Raw genomic sequence first — 14,582 nt, forward strand, 5'->3', positions numbered from 1 at the left:
TGCGGAATTCGCATGACGCGAACTTCGGATACGCATCCTAGGAGAAAGCGGGGCACAGTCGATGGATCAAAACGATCAAATGATGCAACCGAATGCGCCGGAAGAGCCAAAAGAGAAGATGGTACGCTCGAAGAGTGAACTGTTGGAATGGATCAAAGCGATTGCAATAGCCGTTATCCTCGTTGTTATCGTGCGATGGCTGCTGTTTGCTCCGTTTATCGTTGACGGTCCTTCCATGGAGCCGAACTTCTGGACAGGTGAGCGTCTTATTGTTAACAAGATATTGTATGAATTTAGAGAACCTAAACGCGGTGAAGTCGTCGTCTTTCATGTGCCGCAAGAAAACCGGGATTTAATTAAACGGGTTATTGGCGTTGCCGGAGATACGATAGAGTATCGCGGGGATGATCTGTTCGTCAACGGACAAAAGGTGGAGGAGCCTTACATACAAGAGGCGCTGGATCAAGCTCATAAGAACGATGAATTGTACAATGACCGTAATTTTCCGAATGATTTGATACAGCAAAATAAAGTGCCGGAAGGTCAAATTTTTGTTATGGGTGACCACCGTAGTAACAGTACGGATAGTCGTATGCTCGGATTTATTCCGTTATCCGACGTCATTGGTCGTGCGGATGTTATATTCTGGCCGATCTCACATGTAAAGCTGATTCAACATCATTAATCGAGCTCAGGCTGAAATAGGAGGTGGATAGCGATGTCAATCCAATGGTTTCCCGGTCATATGACGAAAGCTCGTCGACAAATCCAGGAAAAGTTAAAGCTGATAGATGTAGCCATCGAACTATTGGATGCGCGTCTGCCGATGTCAAGCCGCAATCCAATGATTAACGATATTTTACACAATAAGCCGCGGCTTATTGTGATGAATAAGTCTGATCTCGCTGATCCGGATATGAATGCGCGATGGTTGAAGTTATTCCGTGGCGAAGGGCATGCTGCGATTGCCGTCGATGCGTCGACAGGCAGTAACGTATCCCAAATTCCGGTGGAAGCGCGCAAGCTGCTGGAAGAGAAGATTCAACGCCAAATTGCCAAAGGCATGAAGCCGAGACCGGTGCGGGCGCTTATTGTCGGCATCCCGAATGTGGGCAAGTCGACGTTGATTAACAAGCTTGCAGGACGTAGTGTCGCTGCAACGGGAGATCGTCCCGGCGTCACGAAAGGACAGCAGTGGATTCGAGTCGGCACGGAGATGGAACTTCTGGATACACCGGGAATTTTGTGGCCGAAGTTCGAGGATCAAGAGGTCGGTTATCGCCTTGCAGCTACGGGAGCAATTCGGGAAGAAATATTGAATGTGGAAGATATCGCGTTCTACGCGCTTAAATATTTGGCATCTCAGTACTGGGATCGGCTGGCGGAGCGCTATAGCTTAGAGCAGCCTCCTGTCGATATGGACAATCCGGATGAGATCCTGAACATCATGGAGGATATCGGTCGCAAACGCGGATGCTTGATGGGTGGCGGAAGAATTGACCTGGAGAAGGCTTCGGGCATTATTTTACGCGAACTGAGAGCTGGGAAGATGGGCCGTATTACGCTGGAAGAGCCGTATTCTTTCATGGTGGAATAATGTTCTAGGGAATCGGGTAGCGCCGTACGCCATTATGGCGTGCGGCGCTATTTTTTTGTTGTTCCTAAGGGTTGGATGTGTGGTATGAATAAGAGTAAGGACGGGATGGCGCAAGGTATACCGGAGAGGGGATTTTGCCATGGGGAAGAAAAAGGTTGAAGACAAGTCGGCGGAGTCTGTCGATTTGACGGCATGGGAGCGCCGGTATTGGGGAGAAGGGATTTGCCATATTGCGGGCATTGACGAGGTTGGACGCGGATGTCTATTCGGTGATGTCGTCGCGTCAGCCGTCATTTTACCGGAGGCGCTGATTATTGAAGGCATTAATGATTCTAAAAAGCTATCGGAGAAGAAACGCGACGAGTTATATGATGCGATTATTAATCAGGCTGTCGCGTGGTCAGTCGCCCGCGTCGACGCGAATACGATCGATCGAATAAATATTAAGCAGGCCGCGCGGCTAGCGATGAAACTGGCAGTGGAACAGCTCCATGTTCAACCGGAAGTGCTCCTTATCGACGCGGAGAAGGTGGATTGTCCCATCCGGCAAGAATCCATCATTAAGGGAGATGCGAACAGTCAGTCGATTGCGGCAGCGTCTATCGTTGCGAAGGTGACGCGGGATCGGCTCTGCATTAATGAGTGGGATGCGCTGTATCCAGGTTACGGCATGGCCGTACATAAAGGTTACGGTACTAAGCTGCACCGTGAACAGCTTCTCACTCTTGGGCCGACGCCGATGCACCGCCAATCGTTCCTGAGCTCTTTGTTTCCTGAGGAGGAACAATTGACGCTGTTCTAACGAGGTGTATCCTTAATCGGCGCCTCAAATTCTATTCGACGTGTGCCGATATAGTAATATAGCTGTCGGAATGAACGGAGGGTGGATCATTGAATATTTCACAAATGGTACGCGGGTTGGTCGGGGAGGCGAGACCCGGCGATAAGCGCACTCTGGAATTGAAATCAGGACAAGTCGTACGGGGAACGATCGCAAGTGTGTCCGAGAATGGACGTGATGCTGTCGTAAATATTAACGGCGTACCGGTACGTGCCGTATTGGAAACTCCGATGCAGCCGGGACAGACGACGTGGATGCAGGTGCAGGGACAGCAAGCCGACGGCATGGTGATAATGAAGCCGGCAGACGGACCGACGATGTCCGCGCTTCCCTCCATCGAGGAAGCGCTCAAGGAAGCGGGGCTGCCGAATGAAACATGGGCACGCCGTTTGCTGCATGATTTGCAGAAGGCAGGCATTCCGATGACGAAGGAGCTGACCACCAAGCTGGCGCAAGCATTGTCGCTAAAGCCGCCGAATGTCACGGCGGAAGAGTGGATGCAGGCGACAGGGGTGGCGATTCGGCGCCAACTGCCGCTGACTGCCGATTCGGTGCGCGGCTTGCAGCAGGCGCTGTTCGGCAAGCCGCTAACCGACCTGCTCGCGTTATTTGAGCGAGCAGGGGATGAGGCGCTGGGAACTGGCACCGCCTCATCTGTTGGCCGCTATGCGGCCGAAGCTGTGCGCGGCGCCGGATGGGCGGCACCGCTGCGGGAAGCGCAAGCGCTTGTGCGCGCGCTTCTGGCGGAGCTGCCGCGCGCGGAGGGGCTCCCTGGCACAGGGGGAGCCCCAGCGGGGGCCGCTTCGGGCGCAAGCGGCAGCCACGCCCAGGCGGCCATGGGCGGCAGCGTGAACGCAAGCGCCGCCGCTGGTGCGGGCGCCAGCCTGAATGGCAGCCAAGCGGCGGCCGCAGGCAATGCAGCGTCCGCAATGGCTGGCGCGGCAGAGCAAGGCGCAAGCGGCTCAGCCCAAGCAGCGCCTGCACCGCTTGCAGGTGGTGCGTGGATTGGCCGCATGCTTAGCCTGCTCGGCGTATCGCATGAGCAACAGCTGCACCGCGCCGCCATCTTGGACTTGACGCAGAGCGGCAAGGAACCGCAAGCAGCGGCCAATAGCGGGTCCAATTCGGCAGGCACAGCGACGGTGAGCCATGGACAAGCGGGGGCGAACGCCGCGTCGAACCAGGCACCAACAACAGCGGGCAGTGGGGCATCCGTAGCTGCAGGCCAAGCGGCTGCGACTTCAACGGCTGCCGGCAGTGTGAGCGCTAGTACGGTGCCGTTGGCTGGCGGTGCATCTTCTTCGCCGCCATTCTCCGTGACTGATGACGCGGCAGGCACAGGTGCTCGCGGTCAGCAGGCGCAAGAAGCGCTGAACGCGAATCAGCCGCAGGCGCAGCGCCTGTCCCAAGAGAGCCAAGCCGTCACTAGCCGGGCAGTTGGCGCGCATGCGGGACACGAGCCCGCTGCGGCCATGCCCCCGCATCCGGACGCTGCCCAACCGGCGGCGCCAGCGGAGTCGCTGAAGAGCACGCTGCTTCAGCTTCTCCAGAGCGACAACCTGCCGCCTGCCGTACGCGAGGCGGCGCAGCAGCTCGTGCAGCATGTCACGGGCCAGCAGCTGCTCCTCGCTTCAGACCGGCAGGCGCCGTTCTCGCACATCACCTTGTTCGTGCCGTTGTTCACACCGGACGGCAAGCAGACGGCTGCCGTCCACATCCAATCGCGGCAGAGCCGCCGCGGTGAGTTGGATGCCGACAACTGTCGCCTCTGGTTCGACTTGAACATGCGAGTCATCGGACGGACCCTCGTCGATGTCCAAGTCGTGGATAATGCGGTCGCGCTCAATATCCATCATGCCGATGAACGGCTGGGCGAATGGATAGGCGGCTTCCGCGCCGAGCTCGAGGCAGCAATAGAAGGAATCGGCTTCCAATTGTCGGCCTTCCGCACGCTTTCTCTGCCGGAGCGCGAGACGTTGGATACGAATTCCGTGAAGGAGCTCGTCGATATAGACGATTATGCAGCAAAGCCATATAAAGGAGTAGATATGCGGATATGAGAGACCCTGGGGAATCGACTCAACAGACAGGGCCGTATCAGCGGAAAAAGGCGGTCGCGCTGTCCTATGATCCTCAGCAAAGCGATGCGCCGGTCCTCGTTGCGAAAGGTCAAGGACAACTCGCGGAACGCATCCTCGATAAGGCGCGTGAAAGCGGGGTTCCAGTGCAAGAGGACGCCTCATTGGTTGAAGTATTGTCCAAGCTGGACATCGACCAGCAAATCCCTTCGGAGCTATATCACTTGGTGGCAGAAGTACTGACATTCATGTACCGAACAGATCAACGTGCCGAGAAGGGATGGATGAAGCATGAATGAAGCTGAAGCGAACAAGCCAAGTGTAAGCAAAGCATCGCTGCCGCCTTGTAAGTCTGCCGCTCCATCCGCCGGCACTCCTCGCTCACACACTGGAAGCAATCGGCGGGCGAGGGGAGCGAAGGCAGAGCGCTTTGCTCAAGAACGGCTTAAAGAATTGGGGTACCGTATCATCCACACGAACTGGCGCTGTAGAACGGGAGAAATCGACATTGTCGCCCGCCATGGAGCGTATTGGGTGTTTGTTGAGGTGCGGAGCCGACAGAGCCGCCGCTTTGGAACGGCTGCAGAAGCGTTCGACAGACGCAAGCAGCAGCAAGTTCGCGCTACGGCGCAAGTTTATTTGCATCAGCACGCGAAGTCGGACGTCCTGGTGCGATTTGACGCGGTGGCGGTTACGTTCCGCGAAGATGATGACCCCGAACCGGAGATTGTCATATATGAGGCGGCATTTTGATTGACCGCTTTATGAAAGCGCGTACAACTGAGCGCTGCAAAGAAGCCCCTTGCTTTGTCACTCGTGGGAGCGAGTTAAACCAAGGGGCTTCTATTCATACCTAGCTATAATGCTTCCGTATCCCATCTTCGATCCAGCGTGCGATAGCGTATGGCCTCGGCAATGTGGGCCAGCTCAATCGCTCCGCTGTTCTCCACATCTGCGATCGTGCGTGCCAGCTTAAGCAGCCGGTCATGGGCACGAATGCTTAAGCCAAGCTTGTCATAGGCTTGCTGCAGCGTCGATGCGGCTTCGGCAGTAATCGAACAATAGCGCTTCAAATAAGAACCGGACAGCTCGCTGTTGAAACGAATCGCTAGTCCGGCATAGCGTTCTGCCTGCTTCTCATGCGCACGCATCACGTGATCATGCATGTCCGATGAACTGAGAGAATTGCCCGTCCATTCTGCTAGCGGAGCACGGGGGACGTCGACCTGAAGGTCGATGCGATCGAGCAGCGGTCCCGAGATCTTGCCGCGGTATTGCTCTAAGCGTCTAGGGGAGCAGCGGCAGGTACCCGTTATGGAACCGGCAAAACCGCAAGGACAAGGATTCATCGAAGCAGCCAGCATCACATGGGCTGGGAAGCGGAATACGGCGCGGGCGCGGCCAATCGTTACACTGCGTTCCTCCAACGGCTGTCTAAGCACCTCCAGCGCTGTACGTGGAAACTCGGGGAACTCGTCGAGAAAAAGCACGCCGCGATGGGCCAGGCTGATTTCCCCTGGCTTAGGAACGGAACCTCCGCCGATAAGACCAGCCGGTGATATAGAATGATGCGGAGCACGAAACGGTCTGTGCCGCAACAGTCCTTGGCTTGCCTGCGTCCACTTTCCAGAAATGCTGTAAATTTTCGATACTTCCAACGCCTCTTCATCGTTCATTGGGGGGAGGATGGTCGGAAGCCGGCGGATCAACATCGTCTTCCCTGTTCCGGGCGGCCCGCTCAGCAAAATATTGTGCATGCCTGCAGCGGCTATCGTAATCGCGCGTTTCACGTGAAGTTGGCCGTGGACATCAGCGTAATCCTCAATGAACGAGGGTAACTCGTCCAAGCTGGAGTATCGGTCATCCGCCGCAGCTTCCTCCATGTGAAGACGTGGCAAATCCGCTGAGGTGCTAATCTCGCGAAGCTCCTGTAAATGCCGCATAGGGAAGATGTCGACTCCTTCGACAAGCTTCGCTTCGCCTGCATTGTCCGCGGGCACCATCACCTGCTTGAAATGTTCCCGTTTGGCTTCATCCACCAAGGACAGAACTCCTGGAATCGCTCTTGTTGATCCGTCCAATGCCAGCTCACCGATGAACACCATATTCTGAAACGGTTCACTAGGAATCTGCCCGCTCGTGCATAACAAGCCAATTGCCATGGCCATGTCAAATGACGTGCCTTCCTTGCGCAAATCGGCTGGAGCCAGATTAATGGTGATTCTCTCCAACGGGAACGTCCAGCCGCAGTTGCGGATAGCCGCACGCACCCGTTCTACGGATTCGCGTACCGCTGCGTCTGGCAAGCCGACAATTGTCACTTGCGGTAAACCAGGCGAAATATCAATTTCGACACGAATGAGTCGTCCTTCCACTCCATAAATAGAAGCGCTCCATAAACTGCCGTACATAACAAATAACACCTCTCCTTCCATCATTCCAGGCTCTGTGGCCAGAATGCGAGGGAAAGGTGCTTCCTTATCTACCGTCGCAAAGCGAATCACCTCATTTTAGAGGCTGTTCAAAAAGTTTCCTTTTGATTACGAAGTTCATCTGGTGCCATTTCGAAATCGAATCTTGCAATAACCCTTAAAGAGCTTATGCTTCTGAAGAAGTTTTCTTGCGAAACTTGTACTTCTAGGTGCCGAAAAGTAGTCTTTTGAACACACACTATTATAGATAAATAGAGAGAATTCGTCAATTTTTCAGCAATAAAAAGCTGGAAAAACGAGCATCGCTTCCTATTAATCTCAAAAAGAGATGATAATCATATCAAAAAAATGTACATTCTTGACGAAAATGAGAGGAAAGCGTTTTAAATTCATGATAGAATGTATTCGGATTGTATATATTTTCCGTTGTTCAAGGTGTGTCGAAGCAGAGTAAGCGCTTCCCAACCTTCACGGACGCTCCGCAAAGGCAAGAAGAGGATTTGAAGCGACTTTCGAATCGTCCTTCACGCTGTGCTTCACGTCGGAAACGGCCTATGAGGCAAAGAATCGGATAGGGGGATGCACAATGAATATTCATGAGTATCAGGGCAAAGAAGTATTGAAGCAATATGGCGTTGTTGTTCCGAACGGTAAGGTTGCTTTTACGGTAGAGGAAGCCGTCCAAGCGGCTGAGGAATTGGGAACGTCCGTTGTCGTTGTGAAGGCGCAAATTCATGCAGGCGGCCGTGGTAAGGCGGGTGGCGTTAAGATTGCCAAGAGCTTGGATGACGTGCGCTCATATGCGCAGGAATTGCTGGGTAAAGTGCTCGTGACGCATCAAACAGGTCCGGAAGGCAAAGAAATTAAACGCCTATTAATCGAACAAGGCTGCGACATCAAGAAAGAGTATTACGTCGGAGTCGTCGTTGACCGTGCAACAGGTCGCGTCGTTATGATGGCTTCTGAAGAAGGCGGAACAGAGATCGAAGAAGTGGCCGCAGCTACGCCGGAAAAGATTGTGAAGGAAGTGATCGACCCGGCAGTCGGTCTTCAGGTGTTCCAAGCGCGGAAGCTGGCATATGCAATCAATATTCCGTCCGAACTGGTCAACAAGGCGGTCAAGTTCATGCTTGCCTTGTACCAAGCCTTCGTCGACAAAGACTGCTCGATTGCAGAAATCAATCCCCTCGTCGTTACTGGTGACGGTCAAGTGATGGCGCTTGACGCGAAGCTGAACTTCGATTCGAATGCGCTGTTCCGTCACAAGGATATTCAGGCGCTGCGTGATTTGGATGAAGAGGACGAGAAGGAAATTCAAGCTTCCAAGTTCGATCTGAGCTACATCGCGCTTGACGGCAATATCGGCTGCATGGTAAATGGTGCGGGACTGGCGATGTCTACGATGGATATCATCAAATATTACGGCGGCGAACCGGCCAACTTCCTTGATGTAGGGGGCGGTGCGACGACGGAGAAAGTTACGGAAGCTTTTAAGATCATTTTGTCGGATGAAAACGTAAAAGGTATCTTCGTCAACATCTTTGGCGGCATCATGCGCTGCGACGTCATTGCGAACGGCGTAGTCGAAGCTGCTAAGCAAATCGGATTGGACCGTCCGCTTGTCGTGCGCTTGGAAGGGACGAACGTAGTTCTCGGCAAAAAGATCCTGAATGAATCCGGTTTGAATATCGTGGCAGCGGATTCAATGGCTGACGGAGCGCAGAAAATTGTCGCATTGGTTCAATAATTTCGCTGACGAGAGGATGAGTGTGCGATGAGCATCTTAATCAATAAAGATACGAAAATCATTACTCAGAACATGACTGGCGCTACAGGTATGTTCCACACAAAAGGCGGTCTGGAATACGGATCACAGATGGTAGCGGGGGCTGTTCCAGGCAAGGGCGGAACGACCGTTGATATAACGCTTGATAACGGTGAAGTGGTTACTTTGCCAGTTTATAATACCGTGCTTGAAGCAAAGACTGCGACAGATGCGACGGCAAGTGTTATTTATGTGCCGCCTGCGTTTGCGGCAGATGCCATCATGGAAGCGGTGGATGCGGATTTAGAGCTTGTTATCTGTATTACAGAAGGCATTCCGGTACTCGACATGATTAAAGTGAAGCGATATATGGAAGGCAAACGCACGGTTCTTATCGGACCGAACTGTCCTGGTGTCATTACGCCAAACGAATGCAAAATCGGCATTATGCCGGGTTACATTCATGCACCGGGCCACGTTGGGGTCGTATCCAGAAGCGGAACACTCACATATGAAGCCGTACATCAATTGACGACGCGCGGCATCGGTCAATCGACGGCAGTCGGAATCGGCGGCGATCCGGTTAAAGGTTCTGAATTTATTGATATATTGCATCTATTCAATGAAGATCCGGATACGCATGCCGTTATTATGATCGGTGAAATCGGCGGTACGGCAGAGGAAGAAGCGGCCGAGTGGGTGCAAGCGAATATGAAGAAGCCTGTAGTCGGCTTTATCGGAGGAGCAACAGCGCCTCCAGGCAAACGTATGGGTCACGCGGGAGCAATTATTTCCGGCGGTAAAGGAACTGCAGGGGAGAAGACGGCTAAGCTCGAATCTTGTGGCATCAAGGTAGCGCCGACTCCTGCGGAAATGGGCAGCACGCTCGTATCCGTGCTCGAAGAGCGCGGTTTGCTTGAGAAGTGCACCACTCACGTTCATAAGTAATAACGCAAGGTAAGCAACCTTTCGTACACCTACAGGTGTTGGAAAGGTTGCTTTTTATTTTTTTACCATTCATGTCATTAATTTCAATGGATTATATACTTGACGCTTGCAATCTGCGGGCATCTCAAGCAAAATAAGGGAAGCGGAGACGCGCTTCCCCACAAGGAAGGGAAGAATAAGATGGGCGATTGGACGGAACAACAACTATTGTTTGCTTTGCACGAAGCGCAAGGTATTGGATGGCATACGATTTATTCGCTACGCGAGAGAATAGGCATGATTGCCTTACATCATTGGCTTGACCGCTCCGTACAGCATTGGTTCGATTTGGGGTTGAAGCCCAGTATCGCCGAACGATTGGCTGCACAATTTCGCTCGGAACGATTGGAGCAAAGATTGATAGTAACAGAACAGCAAGAGATCGAATGGATCAGCATTTTGGATGACGAGTACCCATTTCTATTGAAGGAAACCGCTCAGCCTCCTTGGATTATTTACGGAAAAGGAGATTGGGACATACTATCCGAAACTTCAATCGCGATGGTCGGAACCCGCAACCCGACCGTGTATGGCAAGAAAGTAGCGGGGATGTTGGCAGAACAGTTAACGCAAGCTGGATTCATCGTAGTGAGCGGACTGGCAAAGGGGATCGACGCAGCGAGCCATGAAGGCGCTCTCAAGCAAGGTCGGACAGTAGCGGTAATGGGTACGCCATTTACCCATATTTATCCTCCTGAGCATCGAGTGCTTGCAGAGAAGATTGCCGCGAACGGTATAGTCATATCGGAATATCCACTCGATACCCCATCGCATCCAGGCTTATTCCCGCGGCGCAACCGCATCATTGCAGGTCTGACACTTGGTACGGTCGTCGTAGAGGCAGATGACAGAAGTGGAGCGTTAATTACTTCAGATAGCGCGCTTGAAGCATCCCGGGACGTATTTGCCGTTCCCGGCCCTATAACATCCCCCAAGTCTAAGGGCACGTTTCGACTGTTGAAACAAGGTGCCAAGCCGGTCGCAACGGCCAGTGATATCGTGGAAGAATACTCGGGCTGGTTGACAATGGTCCCTTCACCGTACAATAATGAAACGGTCGACTCTATATTGGAAGAACCACTTACGGATGAAGAGCAGCGAATGTATGAACTCATTAGTGAACAAGAAGCTTCTTTTGATGAACTTTTGCTTCGCAGTGGAGTGCCATTTGCAGAGCTGCATCATATTTTGTTATCCTTACAGTTAAAAAAGCGAATCCGAGAGGCCCAAGGGGCCGTATATTGTTCAGTATGGATGTAAAGGTGTGTTGGAGAGGAGGATGCGCCTATGGCGGATTCACTAGTCATTGTCGAATCGCCTGCGAAGGCCAAGACAATTGGTAAATATTTAGGCAGTAAATATATCGTAAAAGCGTCGATGGGGCATGTTCGCGATTTGCCAAAAAGTCAAATCGGCGTTGAAATAGAACATGACTTTGCGCCGAAGTACATTACGATAAGAGGAAAGGGCAGCGTCCTGAAAGAACTGAAGGACGCCAGCAAGAAAGTGAAAAAAGTCTATCTTGCAGCTGACCCCGATCGCGAAGGTGAAGCGATCGCGTGGCATCTGGCTCATGCTCTTGATTTGGATGAGTCGGAATCATGTCGTGTCGTGTTCAATGAAATTACGAAGCAAGCAGTGAAGGATGCATTCAAAACACCGCGTCAAATTAACATGGACCTCGTTCATGCACAGCAAGCAAGACGGATTCTTGATCGGCTGGTCGGTTATAAGATTAGCCCGCTTCTATGGAAAAAAGTAAAGAAGGGCTTGTCTGCAGGACGCGTGCAGTCGGTGTCTGTCAAGCTGATTATTGATCGGGAGAACGAAATCGATGCGTTCATTCCGGAAGAGTACTGGACGATCACTTCAAAGTTATGTGCCGGTAAATCGACGTTTGAAGCAAGGTTTTATGGGCTGAACGGAGAAAAGAAAGAGCTTAAGAACGAGTCTGAAGTAAACGAAGTGTTGGCTGCGATTAAAGATCAAGACTTTGTAGTTAGCGAAGTGAAGGAGAAAGAACGGCTCCGACATCCTTCTGCGCCGTTCACGACGAGCTCCTTGCAGCAGGAGGCGGCCCGCAAGCTGAACTTCCGTGCTGCAAAGACGATGTCCGTCGCTCAGCAGCTGTATGAAGGGGTAGACCTCGGTAAAGAGGGCACAGTAGGTTTGATCACGTATATGCGTACAGACTCAACCCGGGTTGCTCCTAGCGCTCAAGAAGAAGCGAGTGAGTACATTAAAGAGCAATATGGCGCAGCATTTGTACCTGAAACACCGAGACAGTACGTGAAGAAAGCTGCAAATGCGCAGGATGCGCATGAAGCAGTACGTCCAACCTCGATACTGCGTAGTCCAGAACAGATGAAGTCTTTTCTGAGCCGCGACCAATTTCGACTATATAAGTTAGTTTGGGAACGATTCGTAGCCAGTCAGATGACTTCAGCCGTTATGGATACGATGACAGTGGATATCAAAGCTGGAACGACGACGTTCCGTGCTAATGGATCCAAGGTTCGTTTTCCTGGTTTTATGAAAGTGTATGTCGAGGGCAGCGATGATGGGGCTGTGGAAGATGACAAGTATCTGCCGCCGCTTGCTGCTGGAGACAAGATGAAGCAGGACCAGATTGAACCGAAGCAGCATTTTACTCAACCGCCTCCGCGGTACACGGAAGCGCGTCTCGTCAAGACGCTGGAAGAATTGGGCATCGGCCGTCCGAGCACATATGCTCCGACGCTCGAAACGATCCAGAAGCGGGGCTATGTCGCCATTGAAGAGAAGAAATTCGTTCCGACAGAATTGGGAGAACTCGTCATTCAGCAAATGGAACAATTTTTTCCTGAAATATTGGATGTAGAATTTACTGCCCATATGGAGGAAGACCTTGACCATGTGGGAGAAGGACAGCAGGATTGGGTAAAGGTGCTTGCTGAGTTCTATGAGTCGTTCGAGAAGCGGTTGACCGTCGCGGAAGAAGAAATGAAAGAAATTGAAATTGAAGACGAGGTTTCGGACGAAATTTGTGAGAAATGCGGACGTCATTTTGTTTATAAAATGGGACGGTTCGGTAAGTTCCTTGCTTGTTCCGGGTTCCCGGATTGCCGCAACACTCGTCCGATTGTGAAGGATACAGGCGTAGCATGCCCGAAATGCAATGAAGGAAAGCTCGTTGAGCGCAGAAGCAAGAAAGGCCGTGTCTTCTACGGCTGCGACCGCTATCCGGATTGCGACCACGTCATGTGGGATAGACCTTCGCTTAAGCCATGTCCTGCCTGCAGCAGCTTGATGATTGAGAAGCGAAGCAAGCAAGGCACGAAGCTGCAGTGTACGCAATGCGAGCATTCGGAGATGGTGCAAGATTCTGATGATGAATAACGTAAGACGAGCATAGTGAAATGCATGTCCAAACAGGCCACTTTTTGAACTACCTACAAATATAATGGTTGGATGTTGCATCCAGGTTAAAGTCAACTGAGGGGGAAATAAATAAGATGGATAAGCCGAGGGTAACCGTCATCGGTGCCGGCTTAGCTGGTAGTGAAGCGGCATGGCAAATTGCAGAACAGGGTGTTGCGGTAACGCTGTACGAGATGCGGCCAGTGAAGCAGACACCTGCTCACCATACGGATCGCTTCGCAGAGCTGGTATGCAGCAACTCCTTGCGTGCGAATGGCCTGACCAACGCGGTCGGCGTATTAAAGGAAGAAATGCGCATGATGAACTCGCTCATTATGAAGGCAGCCGATAAGCACGCCGTTCCTGCGGGAGGCGCATTGGCTGTAGATCGGGAAGGCTTCTCCGACGAAATCACGCGTACGCTGAAGGAGCACCCGCTCGTTGATGTGCGGCACGAGGAAATGGGGGACATTCCGAGCGAAGGCATTACCGTAATTGCTACCGGGCCATTAACGTCACCATCGCTGTCGGAAAGCATCAAGGCACTGATGGGCGAAGAGTATTTTTATTTTTACGATGCCGCTGCCCCCATCATTGAGAAAGACACGATAGATATGAACAAAGTGTACTTGGCTTCACGTTACGATAAAGGCGAGGCTGCTTATTTGAACTGTCCTATGAACGAGGAGGAGTTCAACGCTTTCTATGAGGCGCTCATCACAGCGGAGACAGCCGAACTGAAGGAGTTCGAGAAAGAGGTCTATTTCGAAGGCTGCATGCCTATCGAAGTAATGATGAGCCGAGGCAGACAGACCGCTTTGTTCGGGCCGATGAAGCCTGTCGGTCTAATCGACCCGCATACGGGCAAGACACCATTTGCCGTGGTGCAGCTTCGTCAAGACAATGCTGCAGGTACACTGTATAACATGGTCGGCTTCCAGACGCATTTGAAGTGGGGCGAGCAGAAGCGTGTGTTCCAGATGATTCCGGGATTGGAGAATGCAGAATTTGTGCGATACGGAGTCATGCACCGCAACACCTTTATCAACTCACCTAAACTATTGGACCCGACATACCAATTCAAAGGGAAACCATCTCTCTTTTTCGCCGGACAAATGACCGGGGTGGAAGGGTACGTGGAATCAGCGGCATCGGGATTGATTGCCGGCCTTAATTCGGCACGCTATGCATTGCAGCGTGATGGTCTTCTCTTCCCGCAAGGAACGACCCTAGGGAGCATGGCGCATTATATTACGACGGCGGATTTCAAGCATTTTCAGCCGATGAATGCGAACTTCGGACTGTTCCCGCCGCTTGAGAAGCGTATTCGCAACAAGAAAGAGAAGAATGAAGCTATCGCTCATCGTGCGCTGGATATGCTGCGCGCGTACCAAGAAGAGCAAGGCATCATGTCGAAATAACAGCTAGACGAGGTGAGGAAGCAGCGGCCGATAATGTGCACGTCTGTTTCCTTTCCATTTTC

At 52.2% G+C, this 14,582-nt stretch carries 12 protein-coding genes; 11 read left to right on the forward strand and 1 reads right to left on the reverse strand.

The window, feature by feature from the left end:
* Positions 1-61 precede the first annotated feature (61 nt).
* The 6 genes from lepB to A372_RS35145 all read left to right on the forward strand — a co-directional run bounded on the left by lepB (position 62) and on the right by A372_RS35145 (position 5,269).
* Positions 62-685, forward strand: coding sequence for a signal peptidase I (lepB, locus tag A372_RS0131645; protein WP_019424965.1), 624 nt, complete (start codon positions 62-64; stop codon positions 683-685).
* Positions 686-718: 33 nt separating this feature from the next.
* On the forward strand, positions 719-1,597 hold the full coding sequence (ylqF, locus tag A372_RS0131650) for a ribosome biogenesis GTPase YlqF (RefSeq protein ID WP_019424966.1): 879 nt from the start codon (positions 719-721) through the stop codon (positions 1,595-1,597).
* Between the two features lie 139 nt (positions 1,598-1,736).
* Positions 1,737-2,399 (forward strand): ribonuclease HII, encoded by a 663-nt coding sequence (locus A372_RS35140; protein WP_019424967.1) that lies wholly within the window; start codon positions 1,737-1,739, stop codon positions 2,397-2,399.
* 89 nt (positions 2,400-2,488) lie between these two features.
* Entirely contained in the window at positions 2,489-4,498 is a 2,010-nt protein-coding gene (locus tag A372_RS0131660) for a hypothetical protein (protein ID WP_019424968.1), read from the forward strand.
* Complete coding sequence (locus A372_RS0131665) at positions 4,495-4,815, forward strand: EscU/YscU/HrcU family type III secretion system export apparatus switch protein (protein ID WP_019424969.1); 321 nt, start codon at positions 4,495-4,497, stop codon at positions 4,813-4,815. The genes A372_RS0131660 and A372_RS0131665 overlap by 4 nt, the downstream gene beginning before the upstream one ends.
* Positions 4,808-5,269: a YraN family protein gene (locus tag A372_RS35145; protein WP_019424970.1), complete on the forward strand. Its 462-nt coding sequence runs from the start codon at positions 4,808-4,810 to the stop codon at positions 5,267-5,269. The genes A372_RS0131665 and A372_RS35145 overlap by 8 nt, the downstream gene beginning before the upstream one ends.
* Positions 5,270-5,373: 104 nt before the next feature.
* Here the strand turns inward: A372_RS35145 and A372_RS0131675 are convergent, their stop codons facing one another.
* Complete coding sequence (locus A372_RS0131675; protein WP_026011415.1) at positions 5,374-6,927, reverse strand: YifB family Mg chelatase-like AAA ATPase; 1,554 nt, start codon at positions 6,925-6,927, stop codon at positions 5,374-5,376.
* 607 nt (positions 6,928-7,534) lie between these two features.
* Here A372_RS0131675 and sucC point away from each other — a divergent pair.
* The 5 genes from sucC (at position 7,535) to trmFO (ending at position 14,520) form a co-directional block, all read left to right on the forward strand.
* Positions 7,535-8,695, forward strand: a complete 1,161-nt coding sequence (gene sucC, locus A372_RS0131680; RefSeq protein ID WP_019424972.1) for an ADP-forming succinate--CoA ligase subunit beta — start codon at positions 7,535-7,537, stop codon at positions 8,693-8,695.
* Between the two features lie 27 nt (positions 8,696-8,722).
* Positions 8,723-9,661: a succinate--CoA ligase subunit alpha gene (gene sucD, locus A372_RS0131685; RefSeq protein WP_019424973.1), complete on the forward strand. Its 939-nt coding sequence runs from the start codon at positions 8,723-8,725 to the stop codon at positions 9,659-9,661.
* A 99-nt stretch (positions 9,662-9,760) separates the two neighbouring features.
* Positions 9,761-10,960, forward strand: coding sequence for a DNA-processing protein DprA (gene dprA, locus A372_RS0131690; protein ID WP_237728729.1), 1,200 nt, complete (start codon positions 9,761-9,763; stop codon positions 10,958-10,960).
* A 27-nt stretch (positions 10,961-10,987) separates the two neighbouring features.
* Positions 10,988-13,078: a type I DNA topoisomerase gene (topA, locus tag A372_RS0131695; RefSeq protein WP_019424975.1), complete on the forward strand. Its 2,091-nt coding sequence runs from the start codon at positions 10,988-10,990 to the stop codon at positions 13,076-13,078.
* Positions 13,079-13,194: 116 nt separating this feature from the next.
* Entirely contained in the window at positions 13,195-14,520 is a 1,326-nt protein-coding gene (gene trmFO / locus A372_RS0131700; protein ID WP_019424976.1) for an FADH(2)-oxidizing methylenetetrahydrofolate--tRNA-(uracil(54)-C(5))-methyltransferase TrmFO, read from the forward strand.
* The last annotated feature ends 62 nt before the right edge of the window (positions 14,521-14,582 follow it).

The sequence above is a fragment of the Paenibacillus sp. OSY-SE genome, assembly GCF_000283315.1.
GTDB lineage: Bacteria > Bacillota > Bacilli > Paenibacillales > Paenibacillaceae > Paenibacillus_B > Paenibacillus_B profundus.

Bases quoted from the DNA above. Each gene is read 5' to 3' on its own strand.
- lepB (WP_019424965.1), top strand. From the start codon at position 62: ATGGATCAAAACGATCAAATGATGCAACCGAATGCGCCGGAAGAGCCA.
- ylqF (WP_019424966.1), top strand. From the start codon at position 719: ATGTCAATCCAATGGTTTCCCGGTCATATGACGAAAGCTCGTCGACAA.
- A372_RS35140 (WP_019424967.1), top strand. From the start codon at position 1,737: ATGGGGAAGAAAAAGGTTGAAGACAAGTCGGCGGAGTCTGTCGATTTG.
- A372_RS0131665 (WP_019424969.1), top strand. From the start codon at position 4,495: ATGAGAGACCCTGGGGAATCGACTCAACAGACAGGGCCGTATCAGCGG.
- A372_RS35145 (WP_019424970.1), top strand. From the start codon at position 4,808: ATGAATGAAGCTGAAGCGAACAAGCCAAGTGTAAGCAAAGCATCGCTG.
- A372_RS0131675 (WP_026011415.1), bottom strand. From the start codon at position 6,927: ATGTACGGCAGTTTATGGAGCGCTTCTATTTATGGAGTGGAAGGACGA.
- sucC (WP_019424972.1), top strand. From the start codon at position 7,535: ATGAATATTCATGAGTATCAGGGCAAAGAAGTATTGAAGCAATATGGC.
- sucD (WP_019424973.1), top strand. From the start codon at position 8,723: ATGAGCATCTTAATCAATAAAGATACGAAAATCATTACTCAGAACATG.
- topA (WP_019424975.1), top strand. From the start codon at position 10,988: ATGGCGGATTCACTAGTCATTGTCGAATCGCCTGCGAAGGCCAAGACA.
- trmFO (WP_019424976.1), top strand. From the start codon at position 13,195: ATGGATAAGCCGAGGGTAACCGTCATCGGTGCCGGCTTAGCTGGTAGT.